General features: G+C 37.2%; 10 protein-coding genes and 1 pseudogene. 3 read left to right on the forward strand and 8 right to left on the reverse strand.

Annotated features, from left to right (window positions below; translation table 11 throughout):
* Positions 1–3: 3 nt before the first annotated feature.
* Positions 4–1233, reverse strand: coding sequence for an MFS transporter (locus tag OTG27_RS17095; protein ID WP_268937527.1), 1230 nt, complete (start codon positions 1231–1233; stop codon positions 4–6).
* Between the two features lie 135 nt (positions 1234–1368).
* Between OTG27_RS17095 and OTG27_RS17100 the strand changes: the two genes are divergently transcribed.
* Positions 1369–3420, forward strand: a complete 2052-nt coding sequence (locus tag OTG27_RS17100) for a helix-turn-helix domain-containing protein (RefSeq protein ID WP_268937528.1) — start codon at positions 1369–1371, stop codon at positions 3418–3420.
* Between the two features lie 379 nt (positions 3421–3799).
* Entirely contained in the window at positions 3800–4618 is an 819-nt protein-coding gene (locus tag OTG27_RS17105; protein ID WP_268937529.1) for an ABC transporter ATP-binding protein, read from the forward strand.
* Positions 4619–5043: 425 nt separating this feature from the next.
* Here OTG27_RS17105 and OTG27_RS17110 read toward each other — a convergent pair.
* From OTG27_RS17110 to OTG27_RS17130, 5 genes and pseudogenes are all read right to left on the reverse strand, one after another.
* A pseudogene (locus tag OTG27_RS17110) lies at positions 5044–5315 on the reverse strand (tyrosine-type recombinase/integrase); the annotation flags it as partial.
* A gap of 288 nt (positions 5316–5603) precedes the next feature.
* A complete protein-coding gene (locus tag OTG27_RS17115; RefSeq protein ID WP_268937530.1) occupies positions 5604–8009 on the reverse strand; it encodes a M14 family metallopeptidase in 2406 nt (801 codons plus the stop codon).
* A gap of 1373 nt (positions 8010–9382) precedes the next feature.
* A complete protein-coding gene (locus OTG27_RS17120) occupies positions 9383–10705 on the reverse strand; it encodes a CitMHS family transporter (protein ID WP_268937531.1) in 1323 nt (440 codons plus the stop codon).
* A 400-nt stretch (positions 10706–11105) separates the two neighbouring features.
* Entirely contained in the window at positions 11106–12230 is a 1125-nt protein-coding gene (locus tag OTG27_RS17125) for an AbrB family transcriptional regulator (RefSeq protein WP_268937532.1), read from the reverse strand.
* A gap of 46 nt (positions 12231–12276) precedes the next feature.
* The gene (locus tag OTG27_RS17130) at positions 12277–13137 is read right to left on the reverse strand and encodes a LysR family transcriptional regulator (protein ID WP_249598263.1); all 861 of its coding nucleotides are present in this window, start codon (positions 13135–13137) and stop codon (positions 12277–12279) included.
* Between the two features lie 268 nt (positions 13138–13405).
* Here OTG27_RS17130 and tcuA point away from each other — a divergent pair, with 268 nt between their 5' ends.
* Positions 13406–14917: an FAD-dependent tricarballylate dehydrogenase TcuA gene (gene tcuA, locus OTG27_RS17135; protein WP_268937533.1), complete on the forward strand. Its 1512-nt coding sequence runs from the start codon at positions 13406–13408 to the stop codon at positions 14915–14917.
* Positions 14918–15391: 474 nt separating this feature from the next.
* Here the strand turns inward: tcuA and OTG27_RS17140 are convergent, their stop codons facing one another.
* On the reverse strand, positions 15392–15538 hold the full coding sequence (locus OTG27_RS17140) for a hypothetical protein (protein ID WP_164468794.1): 147 nt from the start codon (positions 15536–15538) through the stop codon (positions 15392–15394).
* Positions 15539–15596: 58 nt separating this feature from the next.
* Positions 15597–16724 (reverse strand): 2-methylaconitate cis-trans isomerase PrpF family protein, encoded by a 1128-nt coding sequence (locus OTG27_RS17145; protein ID WP_268937534.1) that lies wholly within the window; start codon positions 16722–16724, stop codon positions 15597–15599.
* Between the last annotated feature and the right edge of the window lie 66 nt (positions 16725–16790).

A 16790-nucleotide genomic window follows, 5' to 3' on the forward strand; every position in this document is an offset into this window, starting at 1 on the left:
CTCCTAAATTGCGTTATTTTTGAAAGAAGGAACCTCTTTCTTAGTGCGAATTAAAAATAAAGATCCCGCACACAATAGAGCAAACATAATCAGCATAATAAAAGCAACTGTATAAGAACCATCAAAAGCATCGACTAAAAAACCTATTAACATCGGAGTAAGAACCCCAGCGAATTGCGCTCCGGTATTAATGAACCCATTTGCGGTACCTACAACCTCTTCAGACAGCATTTTTAATGGAGCTGAGATGATCAGAATAATATTAAACGACATGAATACAGTAACAACACTTTGATAGACAGCAAACATTGCTATATTTGGTGCATAAGCCATTAAATATAGAAAAACCCCCGTTAATACTGCAAATACAGCTGCAATTAGCTTATCTTTCCCTTCAGGTAATTTATCCAAAATATAGCCGCTTACAATCATTGCAATAATTCCTGCAAACGCTGGAATAGCTGAAATATACCCGACTGATGTTAAGTCGAGATGTCGTTCCGCTACTAAATAAGTCGGCATCCACGCCATTAATCCCCATTGCACTGCATAAATGGCAAAATAGGCTATGAACAAATTCCAGATAATCGGAGTTTTTAAAACTTCTCTTAAGGGTGCTTTATTTTTCGAAGGGTTTTCACTTTTTCCTACAGTTGAATCTTTCCGCTCTTTTATGAAAAATACATAGAGGAAGGCAAATATAATACCAATGGCACCCGCAATATAAAAGATTGTTCTCCAACCGATACTTTGCATGGACTGGGTACCTATAATTGGTGTTATTACACCCATAATTGTCCCAGAAGTGAGCATGAAGGACATGGCACGGCTACGTTCATTTTGTGGAAACCAACTCGCAATACCTTTTGACGCAGATGGAAAAAAGCTGCCTTCCCCAAGTCCAAAAAGAAATCGAATGAGGATTAAGGACATGAAGGACCATGCCATTCCTGACAAAATCGTGAAGACGGACCAAGCAAAAACAGCCATGATAATGATTTTTCGGAAACCAAACCGATCTGCGAGCCACCCCCCGGGAATTTGCATTAAGGCATAACCTGCAAAAAAGCTGCTTAAAACAATTCCAGTCTGGGAGGCACTTAAATGTAGATCCTCTGAAATACCTAAAATCGCATAATTCATAAAAAATCGATCAAAGTTTCCAATTGACCATCCTAAAAATAGCAAGATGATAATGACATACTTCCAGTTCTGCGACAATTTAGATACCATATAATTCCTCCTGGCGAAATTAGTTGAATTCTGTATAATTATAAAAAATTCTAACTATTCAAACAATGTTTGGTTCTATATAATAATTACATAAACTATGTGGAGGTCTACATATTCCTATGGAGGTTGTATAAAGTGGAAACATTGATGAAAATCAAACAATTTTTAGTGGGTGACTGTTGCTTTTCACATTTTCAGCTGTGGCAAAGCCTAAATGGATTAGATTTTTCACTTGTTTTATCTCATCATTTTGACAAAGAAACACCCATACCAGAAAGATTTTTCAATGAAAAAATTCGCACCCATGAGAATCACACCGATATTTACTATCATTATGTCAATCATACAACCATTGTCCTTAGGCTCAGCAAATCATCCGTATTAAAAATCGAAAGCAAGCAAAAACTTAAAACGATAATCGATTTACATTACTTGCAAGTAATGCTAGATAGAGAAAAATATATTAGGAACAAAATGATGGAGAGCATCCGTGATATATCCGTACACGAAGATTTAGATGATTTGTTAAAAAAAATATTAGAAAATGCCTTGTCTGTTATACCTGCAGCTAATATGGGAGTTTTATGGATATTCGAACCAAGCTTAGAGGTGCTTTTTCCTAAAGCATGGACAGGCGGTCCTAATGAAGAAATTGGAAAAATGAGAATGAGGGTTGGGGAGGGAATTATCGGAAAAACCTTTAAAGATAATAAATCTTTTATTCTTACAAATATAGAGGGAATTCTCTCAGAATCCTCTAATATTTCACCAGGTAATCTTTTTCATTTGTATAACTCTGTCCAATTTGACGATTTACAATCCATTATTTCAGTGCCAATAAAGGTTGAGGAGAGTACTTTATGTGTTTTGATCGTCTACCAAAATGGTATTTATCCTCTTTTAACGAAAGATGATCAACAACTGTTAGAAAGTTTTTCCGATCAGGTTTCTATTGTCTTAAGAAATTCGAAGCTATACCAAAATCTAAAAAAACAAAATGACCTTTTAATTCAACGAGATACCATACACAATTCTTTAATAAAACTGTCTCTTCAAAGTAAAGGTTTACAGAAAATCGCAAATGAAATAAAAAGGATGATAAATCATCCATTAATGATAGTAGACTTAACAGATGATCAATTATATTCAAGTCCAACCCCATGGAAAGCGGAGCTTCCTTCAGAGCTGATAAAGATAAATACAAAATTACCAACTCAATCTTTTTTTACTGAGTCTTATAATAGTCAGTCATTGTATATTCATCCTATTATTGCTATCGATGTACCCATTGGAATAATGGCCGTAGAAATGGAGGAAGATGACCTTTTTCCTTTAAACAAAATGATTATTGAACAGGCAAGCTCAGTAATTGCATTAGAGATTATCAGAAATCAAACATTAGTTGATTCTTTTTATCAAAAAACAAATGATCTATTTAATGATTTTATTCAGAGCCAAGAATATAACCTGATACGAAAGAAGGCCAGTGAGCTTAGAATTAATGATCATCCCTATTATATGGCAATCGTAATTCATCTACATCCTCATGCAGATTTCCATTTTGTTAATATGCAAATGCACAAACTTATTGCCCAAATTAAAAAGCAGATAGGAATATTTGTTTCAATAGTTTTTGGTTATGGAAATAAAGTGACGTTGGTATGTCAATTTAATAACTTTGCAGATCAAGATTATGTTAAAAGGAGATTAGCGCTTATTCATTCCAACTGGATTAATGTGCATGAAGAAACGCTAAAAATAGGGATGGGTACCTGCTATCCAAGTATGGATAATATAGCGAAAAGTTACTCCGAAGCGGATAAAGCCCTTTCCTTTCTAATCTCGAGACAGCTTAAAAGTATCATGAATTATCAGGATATTGGCATAAATTATCTTTTTATTCACCAACCCATTGATGACTTGAACTCTTTTGTAAATGAAATTTTTAATCCCCTCCAATCTGAAAAAGACGGTACTTTGGATTTAGAACAAACCCTGCTTGTCTATATGGAGAACGACCGTCAAGCTACACAAACAGCCAAAAATTTGCATATCCATGTTAATACTTTATATCAAAGGCTAAAAAGGATCGAAGAAAAGCTTCAAATTTCCTTTTCGAATCCAGAAGACATTTTAAAAGTTCAACTTGCATGTTATTTAAGAAATTCAATCGTCTCACTAACCTGACTCCGCAATATTGCTATTAACAGTTTGTTAAGCTGCAGATAAGAGAACTTTCGCTATTGTAACAAACGGGGTAAAGTGTTCACTTGGATTATGGCTGGCAACAGTTTGCAGTCCTGCAAACTTCAATCATTGTAAAAACACTAATCTTTATATATGCGACAAATTGGAGCTCTATAAGATAGAACCTATATTTTAAAATGTTAAAATGTAAGTATAATTGCATTATTCAGTTAAATTGTTTTTTACACTATCCCTGGTTGCTAGGGGACATTGGTTCTTGTCTACTAACGTAGCAAGGGACCAATTAAACATTTTTAAAAATTTTGTACAAGGGTAAAACCGTTTGTAAAAGGCTTTAATACCTTAAGGAGGAGAAGAAGTGAGTCGAACGAAAAACACCATTTCACTTAAAAATATTATCTGGAAGCGAAATGGAAAGCTGATATTGAATGGGGTTTCATGGGAGGTCCAAAAAGGGGAACATTGGGCACTTCTAGGTCTAAATGGATCAGGGAAAACATCTCTTTTAAAAATGATTACAGGTTATCAATGGCCGAATAGTGGTGAAGTGTCAGTTTTAGGAAATCTTTTTGGGAAAACGAATATTCCAGAACTGCGGAAATCCATCGGCTGGGTCAGTTCCTCATTAGATCAGGAATATCAGTCACGCCCAAATGATACAACACTTGAAGTAGTTTTAAGCGGAAAATTTGCTTCAATTGGATTATATGAGGAAATTACAGAGGATGATGTAAAGAAAGCAAAAGCATTACTTGACCAATTCAGAATCAAATTTTTGTCTAACCAATTTATCCACACACTCTCTCAAGGTGAAAAAAGAAAAGTAATGATTGCAAGGGCCCTCATGTCTTCACCGCAATTATTAATCTTAGATGAGCCTTGCAATGGACTGGATATTTACTCTAAAGAAGAGCTATTAGCATCTATTGAAGATATGACTGCTGCACCGAACGGCCCAACCATTTTATATGTTACACATCATATTGAAGAAATCGTACCATCTATAACCCATGCTATGTTAATCAATTCGGGGAACGTTATGGGTAAAGGAGAAAAAAGGGACGTATTAACCGAGTCATTATTGGAAAAGACCTTTTGTGTCCCAGTCAAAGTAGAATGGGAGAATGAGCGTCCCTGGGTCCGGATTAAATCCCTGTTATTTTCTAAGAAAAAATAAACCTAGTATGCTGAAGAGTAAAGTATAGCGTTCGTAATGGTAAAACTACAAGGTGAATATAGACTCATTTCCATGGAGGCATAATTAAATAACTTGATTTAGTGAGGGCATAATAATAGTCGTTAGGACATCTTAATGTAGCCCATTATGTAGAATGGTAGGTGTCTCTATAAGGGAGACGCAACCCTGTGTTACTCCATTAAATTGAGTTAAAGATGTTACATTAAAAGTCATAAAAAAACGCATAATAACGCGGGTTAGAAAGCATGTGTTATTATGCGTTAAACATGTTAAAAATTAGTGGAAATATGGGCGGCATGATGTAATAAGGGGTTAAAACCTTGTTATATCAACGTCTAAAATGATAAAATGCTATTCTTGTCCTCGTTTTTTTAAAAACACGGCAACCTGTGACAAAAAACTAACTATAGGAGAAGGTCTTTCATCAGTTTGCTAAACTGTTGGGAGGCCTTTTCTTCCATATTGGCTCATGTGAGCATAGATATTCATTGTAGTATTAATATCTGTATGTCCAAGTCGCTGTTGTATTTCTTTAATGCCAACTCCAGCTTCAATCAATAATGAAGTTTGCGTATTGTCTAAATGAGTGTGGAGTAATGTTCTTTTTTATTTCTGCCTTTTTTAGAAGCCTTTTTAGCCGGGTCTCAATAACTTTTCTTAATTGTGGATGCCCATTCTCTCAAGAAGGAGCCTGTTTTAAAAATTTGGCAACCATAGTATTTCTATATAATTACAGTTGGTAAGTGCGATAATTTGTACTAGGGTTATCGCCATAAATCCTATTAAGCTATGTGACAACGGATTTGGAATAGCAGAACTATTTGCTAGAGGTTTGTTGATTTTATGGCCACCTATTAAAGAGGCTGAAATATAAAAAGAAGGCCCAATATAATAGAAAGTCTATCAGTCCAAATGTACCAATGAAAAAGGAGTTGACCCCGTAAGGCCAACCCCTTGCAAACTGTTATTTTATTGTAAGCGTTACAGAATTATAGTTTTTCCCATTACTAAGTGGATTGTAGTTTTTCTCAATGTTTCCTGCGGCGTCCACAGTGAAATAATTGATGGTTGTAGTCTTTTCAATTTTTAATGTTTCTGCAAATTCACGGGTGCCGCTTAATTTAATTTTAGCTGATTGGAAGGTTGGGCGGCTGCCGTCAAGCGTATAATAAATCGTGGCTGGCTCACTTGTTTCAATCTTAACATCAACCGGACCTGTGTATTTACCGTTTCCAGGTGTAGCTTTTGAGGAAGGGGGCTGATGGTCTTTTGCACTGTTGTAGGCTACTTTAATTAAGCCAATCAACCCATTGGCAAATTCCATTGCTTCTTCATGACCTTCTGCAAAGGCTGGCTGGAATCCAACTGCCTGCCATCTTTTTGTATCCTTATTCCATAAATCTGCCCCTACTTCGAAGTTCCAGGCATAAATCCCCTTTTCATACCATAGGTAGTCCGCAGAGTTACCTGCAGCAGAGTATAGTACGTCAGGAATAGGACCTGTACGGCTAGGTAGAATGACCGTTCCGCGGTGGTCTTGAATATCATTTAAGATGTTATCAGAAGCTGCCCAGTAAAACGCTTCTTCACCAGCTGATGGGCGTGGCAGTGTTGTACGTTTTGAATCGTAAGCACCAGGGGACCACATGAAGTAGCCGCCATAACTATGAATATTCATTGCAAACTTAATATTTGGGTTTTTGTCAGCAAGCCAGACAAGGTTTCTTCCTTCAGGCTCAGAGTTTTTAGCTGGTCCAGCGTAAGTATCTCCCGTGCAACTTGTACCTCCGCCAATATAGCCATCAAAAACGGAACCAACAGAATGGTTGCGGTTAAGGTCAACTCCCCAATTATTACGGTACCCAGGATCAGAGGCAGTGGGACCACAGTGATTGGTCATATTCTTACGCTGCATATTGTAATCATTTAAGCTGTAATTAGCACCATCAGGGTTTACTGAAGGTACAAGGAATATATCAAGATTATCAACAAGCTTTCTTGTCTCACTATCTTGATTATAGTTTCGCAGTAGTCTTTCCGCCGTTTCGATTGTTACGAGTGGGGTCACCCATTCACGGGCATGCTCCTGAGCATATCCAAGAACACCTGGTTTAGAACCGTCACGATGCTTGCCGATTCGGATCGCTTTTACTGTGAAAGGATCACGGGAAACGTCTGCCCCAGCTTTCAAGCCGTCAGTTAATATCGCAGCATTTGTGGTTGGTGCGACAACGCCAGCACCAGTATTACCGCGGTATGTAGTCGCAGTGACAAGTTGGCTAGCATTCTCATTCAGTGCTTTAACCACTTGTGCGGCAGTACTTGTTGCCTTTCCTGACGAATCAGTAGCTAAATCTACTAAAATCTTGGTACCATCCACAGTCACTTTTAGTGGTGCATTATTGGTTCCCGGATTCTTGAATTCTACCGATACATCATTCCCGCCTTCATGTCCCCATGCTTTTGAGGAAACAACAACTGCGAGATTGGTCGTGCCGCCGATAGTTGCTTGGGCAAGACGTCTGTAACCATTTGTTTTATTTGGCATATCAATGATTTCTACCAAGTTCGGGAATTCTTTTGAAAGTTTTTCGGCACGTTCGTATAATTCATTTGGTGCCATATAGTGGTCAACAAAATCCGTAACATAATCTGTTTTTGGATGTTTCGGCTCTTTCCCTAACCATTCAGTAATGGTGCTCGTAGCTGTTCCTCCAAGATTACTTTCAATTTTAACAGATGAAGGAATGGCGCTAACTGGTAAAAGCAAATAGTGATATAAATATTCACCGTAATCTACCAATCTAGAAAGTGTAGCAGATTTTTCCTCACCGTTCTCGGTCCAAGTTGCTTTAAGTGCTGTGCTAGCAGTCGCACCGGCGCTTGATTTTACTTCGAGATATAGGAAGGTGCCTGATTGATTGGTAAAATGGTTTGCCCTAAGGACTTTAAGTGTATCCTCGGAAGCTGCCAGACTGGCTTGCAGCTGGACAGTAGATTGCCGCTCTGCCACGCGTGTGCTCCATTGATTTTCGGTGATCAGGGTCTCTTTTACATTGATGCCAAAGGTCTTTAACATGGCAATTTCTGTTGGTGTGACAACGGCATCCACTTCATAGACTCCGTCGTGTGCTTCGATTCTGTGGGTAAGGTCAATTCCAAGCTCAAGAAGCTTGTCCTTTGCCTTATCATTTGGTACGACAAGTTGAACAATTGAGACCGATTCTTTCTTAGGAATCGGCTGGTCAGGTTGTTCGACCGCTGCAACCGGAATACTTAGGCCTGTATAAAATGTAGAGAACCCTAGTCCGGTTATGGCAGTCATCACCACTAAATTCCTTTTCCATTTCTGCTTTTTCAGTTTTGTCAAAAACTGCACCCCCAAAATGCTAAAAATTTTAATACAAGCTTATTGTAAGTTGAATGTACTTAATATCTTGTCGTAAAATCAGGGGCAGTTAAAAATCCACTCTACAAAAATTTTATTGTGAAAATATAATACTTTATTTTAGAAGAATGAATTTTAGACTGTTTTTCCTATTTAAAAGTACTGCGCCACTCGAAATCCAGTAATTTTGAGAGTACAAAATTACTGGATTTTATTCCATTATAATTCCTATAAACTGTATATTGGTAATCAACTGTTTTTATTGTTTAAAATTGTTTAATATTGTTGCTGTTTGTTTAATTTTGTAAAAGGAAAGTTGTAATATATTTCATGTGAATTGCGGCTCTATTGTTAAAAACCATCAAATGCCTATCAACCTTTGTGCCAGTCCAACATTTAATAAAGAAACAAGAATTATTATGAATAGGAATGATGGGGAATGGCAAAAAGAAACCGAGGAAAATCAATCAGCCACTTGCCTTCAAATGGCAGAGGGACATGCCCACTGTGTGAAAGAACAGGAGTAAAGCTTCTCTACCCGCACAAAACTGAAACAAACCAAACCATCAAAGTCTGCAAAAACTGCCGCCATAAATAAAAATCTCATAGTAAAATATCACATTCAGCAATTGACCGTAAAAATTGAAACCATGGAAATGGTGGCTATTACTATGGTAAAAGTGCTACAAGCAAGTAACAACCGCACAGAAGCAGAATCTGCTATTAAAAAACCGAATATAGTCTATTACATGAGAATGCATGAAAATCTATTGAAATCTAGTATATTACCATATATTCTCTTTTTTAGTATTATCAAGCGATGGTGATCCAGAGAAAGATTGAAAGTTCACTGGAAGAGGAGGCGAATAAGGCAGGGTCCAACTTGCCTGAGGATCAACGCCTTAAGCGGGTGTTTTTTTTAGAGGCTCTTTTCGTAAAGAGTGTTGTTTTTAAAACGAAACTATTTAAGGTTGATTGGAGCGGAAGTGCGAGACTCCTGCGGGAGCAACGGGATAGGTGAGACCCCACAGGCGTTTACGCCGAGGAGGCTCACCGCCCGCACCAAGGAAAGCGAACATCTGGAGGGGAAATCAACCACAACTCACTATCTGGTAAATAGCAACAAAGTATGTGAAAACAGCCTTTTTAGAAAAGACATCGATTTGGAAAAAGGACCAGTTTGTCCGTACTTATATCAATGAGCGTTTTGTGGAACGGTTGAAAAAGAAATGGAACTTGGTAAGTAAGTCAAGGAAGGACATGCTTTACCTAACAACAAAGTTGTATCAAAAAACCATCTAGCTGAAAAATGCCACAAAAGTCCTTGCAAACAAGTATACAAGGACTTTTATAAATTACATAAAAGAAATAGCACCACTAATAATAGCTAATACTGTTAAGATTAACGTTGTCAAGATGGCCCATTTGTATGCGAATTTCTGATATTCTCCAAGATCTTTATCAACCATGCCAACTAATAGAATGGTTGATGCAACAAGTGGACTCATTAAATGAGCGGGTTGTCCCAATATAGAAGCACGAGCAATTTCCAATGGGCTAATACCATAGGCTGATGCTGCTTCTGCAAGAATAGGGAGAACTCCAAAATAATAGGCATCATTCGATAAAACAAAAGTGAATGGCATACTTGTAATGCCAACAATGACAGGAAAAAACGGTCCTAATGAAGCAGGTATTATCGCAACCAGTCCATTAGCGATAGCATCAACCATTTTTGTACCGGAAAAGATTCCTGCAAATACTCCTGCCGCAAAAACTAATAGAACAACAATTAAAGCGTTTCCAGAATGTGCTAAGATACGTCTTTTTTGCATTTCCAGATTGGGGTAGTTAACCATTAAAGCTATAGCGAAACCGACCAAAAATAAAATGGGTGAAGGAACCAATCCCATAATAAGCATGACCATAATGCCTACCACAATTAATAAGTTAACCCACAAAAAACGAGGACGTTTAATGTCAATATGAGGAAATGTTTCAGTGGCTTCATTTTCAACAGTAGCAGCTATTTCATTTTTGAACTCTTCTATGTGTATTACACCAAGTCGTTTACGTTCTCTTTTCCCTAAAATAAATGCGACGAAAATAACCCAAAGAGCACCACCGATCATGGTAGGAATAAGTGGAACAAAAAATTCGGATGCATCAAGTCCCAATACTGCTATTGCTCGGGTAGCAGGGCCGCCCCAGGGGGTCATACCACTCATAACACTTAAAGCCAGCATGGCTACAGTGGCTAAAACCAATGGATTCATACCGATTCGTTTATAAAGTGGATACATAGCTGAAACAGTAATGATATACGTTGTTGTACCGTCTCCATCTAGGGCCACAAGTAATGCAAGAATTGTGGAACCCATCGAAATTTTGACAGGATCTCCCTTGACAACTTCTAATAACTTTTTGATAAGTGGGTCAAATAAGCCCGTATCTATCATAATGCCAAAAAACAATATGGCGAATAATAATAGAGCTGCAGAAGGAGCGACTAGCTTAATGCCTTCCATCATCATAGTGCCGATTTTGCTTCCAAAACCACCAACTCCTGCAAAAACGATCGGAACTAAAGTTAAAGCAACAATGGGTGATAAACGTTTGGACATAATTAAATAGGTAAAAACGGTAACCATGGAGATGCCTAAAATTGTAAGAAACATTATTAAATCCCCTCCCAAATATTGAATGCGCTTTCAATTGATCTCTGGATGACTAAGAATTAATTTCGTGTCTTCATAAAAAATTAACTGGTAGATTAATAAGTTTTACATTATGCTTATGCGCTGTTCTTTATTAAAGGTAATACAGGGAGAACAATAAGTTAAATACATATTTTTTTTGTGTTGGTATCAAAATAATTTATTCTTAAAAAAGATTGGAGGGAGGAGAGCAAAGAAAGCCAAAGGATAAGTGATACAATAAAGAAATTTTTAAAAATTTAATGCTATTTTTTTTAGTATTTAAAAAGAAGGTCATCATCTAAATATTGTGAATGATGACCTTCTTTTCTTTATAAATCAGACTTTCAGTGTCCTTGAGCAAAGCTCTCTCCTTTTTTAATTAACATTTAGTTTTAACGTTATTGTTCTTGTCTTTTTTTCTTAAACTTAATTTTAATACCAATCTTAGTAATGGAGGTACTGCGGCATAAATAAAAGCCATCCGAAATAGTTGATAGCTGGTAACAGTAGATACATCAGCATTTACTTCTTGTGCAATGATTCCCATTTGATCCATTCCACCAGGGGCTAAACTTAAAAAACCCGTAATAGTCGATAAATCATAATACTGGGTCAGTAGAAAACTAAAAAACATTGTTGCGCAGATCAAAATCAGTCCGTTCATCAAAGCAAAAAACAAGGTTTTTCTTTTGTTGTCAAGTTGTTCCGGTTTTAATAGTAAACCGATATAACCGCCAACCATAAATTGAGATATATCAAGAAGTGAAGGAGGAAGTGGTGGTCCCTTCAAACCAAAAAGGCCTACTGCCGCAACAGCGATTACTGGTCCTAAAAAGTAAGGAGCTGGTAATTTGGATATTTTACCTATTCTTGCTGCGAGGAAACAAATAAGCGCGAACAGAAAGATAATAGGAAATAAATCACTCCACTCAGGAATAACGTTATCCATTATTTTAGAGGAATCATTGGTACTTTTCGCTGCAAAAATAGGACTGAAAATTAAAAAGGGAACTAAGAAAACAACCATTATCACTCTTGTAACATGGAAAAAGGTTACTGTCGTAATATCAATACCTTTCATTTCTTCTGCAAACACAACAATTTGTGACAAACCTCCAGGTATACTACTCGTTAAGGATGTAGGATAGTCAATGCCGGAATATTTTGACATAACAAAAGCTGAACATGCACACACAAGGACAATTAAGGCTGTAAGGATCAACATTGAGGGAAGGTGACTAATCATATCAGACAGTGAGCTCTTGGTAAAAGAGATGCCTATTGAATAACCTACAATAATTAATCCTGTATTTCTCATCGAAACGGGCCAAATTAATTTAACGTTTTTGAAACGTGATGTAATTAATAGGGCTGCCATTGGACCTAGAAGCCAGGGGATTGGCAATCTGATAAGAGAGAAAAGGCCGCCTCCAATAAAAGCAGTTAGAAGTGCAGCTAAAAATTGGATTGTCTTGCTTGCATCATTTAAATCCCACTTTTTCATGTTAATTCTCTTCCTTTTTACTAGTTTTATTTCGATTCGTCTGGTTTCATTGTTTAGAATCATTAAGAAAATCAATAAATGCTTTTACTTGTGCCAAATCCATAGTCACATCCCGATAAAAAACCCAAGTTTCTCTAAGCAAATAGCTATTATCGCTTAATACAATGGGGAAAGTATACAGTGGTTCATCATCTTTAATACAGATTTCTGGTAAAATGGCATATCCTAAACCATTAAGAACCAGTTCCTTACATGTTTCAATCCGATCTACCTCCATTGAAATCTTAGGTGGTACCGCAAATGTTTCCTGCCACCAGTTTTCAATAGTATTTCTTAACGATTGGTCTGTCTGATAATTAACTCTAGGAAGAAAAGGAAGTTCTTTTAATTCAATTTTTTTACTGGAGGCAATGCAAATCTTTTCTTCTTGAAATAACACTTTATTTTCCTGCCATTTGTAAGGACCTCTAACGATCCCGAGGTGTGCTTCTTCTTTTTGAAGCATCTGATGAATTTGAGAACTCCATCCAGTTTTCAAACTGATTTCAACATCTGGATATAGGGTTAGAAATTCTTTTAATAATACTGGTAGTTTATAACGGGCAAACAAGCCAGATACACCCAAGCGCAAAGTTCCTTTTACTTTTTTATCCAAATTTGAGATGTGTTCTTTTGCAGCTCCTAATTGCTTACGCATATTTTTCGAATATTGTACGAGGTATTCCCCTTCAACTGTAAACTCGACACCTCTTTTGCCTCTAGAGATTAAATTTGTTTTGAACTCTTTTTCCAGCTGTTTTATACGATAGGATAAAGCTGGCTGAGAAATAAATAGTCGTTGTGCAGCCTTTGTTATATTTCTTTCTTCGTAAAGAGTAATTAAAATAAGCCAGTCTTTTTCATCCATAAAATTTTTCTCCTTTAACCATAAAAAATATTTATGGGTAATTATAAATAATGATAATTCATTTGATTTCTAAAAGTATAATACAACTAATGAAAAAAGAAATCTATCTTTTTATGTAAACCAATAGAGTCACTATAGTTTTGCGTTTCCGGTATTCCTTCATAAAATTTTTCTATGGCAATGAATAAAAAAACAATATTATTTTTATTCATTATTTTCACTTATTATTTACATGAAGCGTTATCACTACTTATCAGGAGGGGTAAAGATGTCAAATATACGAAATTATGATGTAGTTGTAGTAGGGGCAGGAAACGCAGCATTGTGTGCCGCAATCTCAGCAAAAGAGGGAGGTGCTAGAGTTCTTGTATTAGAACGAGGACCATTGGAAAAGCGTGGAGGGAACTCTTTCTTCACGGATGGAGCCATTCGTGTAGCATACAATAATTTAGACGCAATCAGAAAAGTAATACCTGAATTAACAGATGAAGAATCCGAGTTAATAGTAATGCCTGAATACACGGAATCCGACTATTACAATGATTTAATGCGAGTAACAGGCGGACAAAGTAATCCCGAATTAGCAAAACAGCTGGTTACTAAATCGTATGAAACAATTGCGTGGATGCGTGATCAGGGAATAAAATTTGAATTGAATTATGAAAATCAATCTTTCATACAAGATGGCAAGCGCAATTTCTGGGGAGGACTGCCTCTCAAAACGGAGGATAAAGGCGTTGGCTTAATGAGACAGCTCTTTGCGCGGACAGAAGAAATTGGCATCGACGTTTGGTACGATTCACGTGCTGTGGAGCTTGTATCAGAGAATAACACAATATCCGGTGTCGTTGTTGAGAAGGATCAAACAGTGGTAACAGTTCAGACATCCGGTGTGATTTTGGCTTGTGGCGGCTTTGAAGCTAATAAGAAAATGAGATGTGAAAATATTGGTGAAGAGTGGGAAGCGGCAATTGTTCGTGGAACCGAGTTCAACACAGGAGACGGCATTTCCATGGCTATGGCAGTCGGGGCTCAAAAATTTGGGCAGTGGTCTGGTTGTCATTCGATTGGGACAGATTATAACGCGCCAAAAGTAGGAGATTTCACAAAGCCGGGAGATATTTTTAAAAAGCATTCTTATCCGTACAGCGTCATGCTTAATAATGAAGGGAAACGTTTTGTTGATGAAGGAGCAGATTTGCGAAATTACACTTATGCCAAATACGGCCGTGAGGTATTAAAACAGCCTGGACATGTGGCATATCAAATTTATGATGAACAGGTACGCCCGATGCTGCGAAAAGAATATGACCTTGAAGAAGCGACTTTTTATAAAGCAGATACACTTGGAGAGTTGGCTAGTTTACTGCCGGTCAATCAAACACAATTCCTTAAAACGATCGAAGAGTATAACAGTGCGGTACAAGATGGCGAGTATAGACCCGCAGAGAAAGATGGCAAAGGAACGAAAGGACTTACCCCTCCTAAATCCAACTGGGCACTTCGAATTGAGCAAGGTCCATTCTATGCTTTCCCTGTAACGTGCGGAATCACCTTCTCGTTCGGCGGTTTGCATGTAGATGTTACGGGACATGTGTTAAACAATGAAGAACAACCGATAAATGGTCTCTTTGCGGCTGGTGAAATGATTGGGGGGATTTTTTATGAAAACTATCCTGGTGGATCCGGGTTAATGTCTGGAGCAGTCTTTGGAAAATTAGCTGGTTCATCCGCAGCCCACTATATTCAAGAAAAGGTTGAAGCGGTCAATAATCATTGAGTCTTTTCCTTGAATGGTTAATTAGATAAGAATTTGTTCAAAAAATCTAGGGATACATTAAATAGAAGAATGAAAAACAGCCAAGGCTTAAAAAAGTTCTTGGCTGTTTGGTACTTTAAATATTAAAAGTCTTTATGCATTGACTAAAACTCATATCATATAGGGATATGAGTTTTTAGAGTATAGCTTTATGCGTCCTGATGGCCAGACAATATGATTTTTTTTCTATTATAGCTATTCAATTTTAGCACCAGATGAATGGATCAGCTGGGCACTATCGTGCATGAAATCAGCGCTGACTTATCAACAGTTACCAGATATTAACTATTTTGTATGATATATATTTATATAGCTGTTCTTCCTATGCTCCCCCCGGAAAATTTTCATCTATTCCCAATCCTATTTTATAATTGAATTTTACAGGCATCGGTTAGTTGGAGATACATTATAGTCTGGGCTCTATTGAAAACTCACTTATACAAAACAAGGATCATTGAAGTAAACTATTTCGGAAAGAATTTTAGTGCCTTTCATATTTTTGAATAGTTCTTTCGCTTCTTTTTCTGTGTCAAATTCAAAAATTTTAATATTTCCTTTTAAAAAGACAGTGATGACCCACATTGAAAAGCCTCCAAGTGATAGATAATTTTTTTTGCTGTAATTTGCAAATCAATTCAAATCAAGCTAATTGATAGGAAAGCTCGTAATTTTTTTTCGTGTACACGTATCCCTCTAAAATGATTCTCGCTGTGCGTACCACTTTAATAGCGCGTATGTGTCCTGCCAAAAAATCAACTTTTGTTTCCATGATCCCTGCCGGGTGGGCTAATCGAAAAATTTCCTGTTTAATGTTCACCATCTCAGATAAAATCGTTTCCTGTAAGTAAGCTCCTGCAGTTGCACAGATGGCTCCTGTAATAGCAAGCGCTTGATGGGGCTTTTGCATCGACATCATTCTGATCATCAAATCCATCTCTGACGCTTTTCTTTCCGATCCGTTTAGGTCTACGTAATCCATAGGAGGAGCAATTAGGGTCATTTTAGGAACAGCAGGAGATTTGACAGTCGCTGATTTCTTATCGGAAAATTGACACATTTCAGCTGCAATCGACCGGATTTCTTCTAGTTCATTTAATTTTTCCTGTGAATAATCAGTGGGCAATTCGCTTCCGTTTAGACCAATATCCTGTGCCCTTACAAAAACAAGTGGATTGGCAACATCAATGATTGAAACTTGAATAAGTCGATTCTTCGTTTTAATCATGTCAATTGGATTTCCTGTAGGGAATAGTTTTCCTGTAACTGCTCCTTCAGCACGAGTAAAAGAAAGATAGATAGGTGATCCTTTACCAGGCACGCCTGGAATTGAGCAGCTGCCTTCTTTTTTCACTTGTCCATTTTCAACCTCAACTTCTGCAATAATCAGTTTTTGTGTATTCGTGTTAAAAATTTTCACCGTTGTAACAGGTTCTTGTATAGGGACTAATCCTTGCTCAATTGCGTAAGGTCCTACAGCAGATGAAATATTCCCACAATTTCCTTTAAAATCAACCATTTGATTATCGATACTGATTTGCGCAAATGTATATTCCACATCGAATTCCGGTGATTCTGATTTTTTGATGATCGCTGCTTTACTTGTCAATGAATTCGCTCCTCCAAGACCATCAATCTGTCTCCGATCCGGACTGCCCATCACGTCAAGTAAGAAATCTTCCCAGAGTGAGCGATTCGAAGGCATATGTTCAAAGTTAAGGAACACACCTTTACTTGTTCCGCCGCGCATTACAACTACTGGTACTTTCATTGTATAACCACCTTTTCTCAAATCAATATTTATAGCACTACCGGTTCCTTTGAAAATATAGTATGA

The sequence above is a fragment of the Peribacillus sp. AS_2 genome (assembly GCF_026891895.1).
GTDB lineage: Bacteria > Bacillota > Bacilli > Bacillales > DSM-1321 > Peribacillus > Peribacillus frigoritolerans.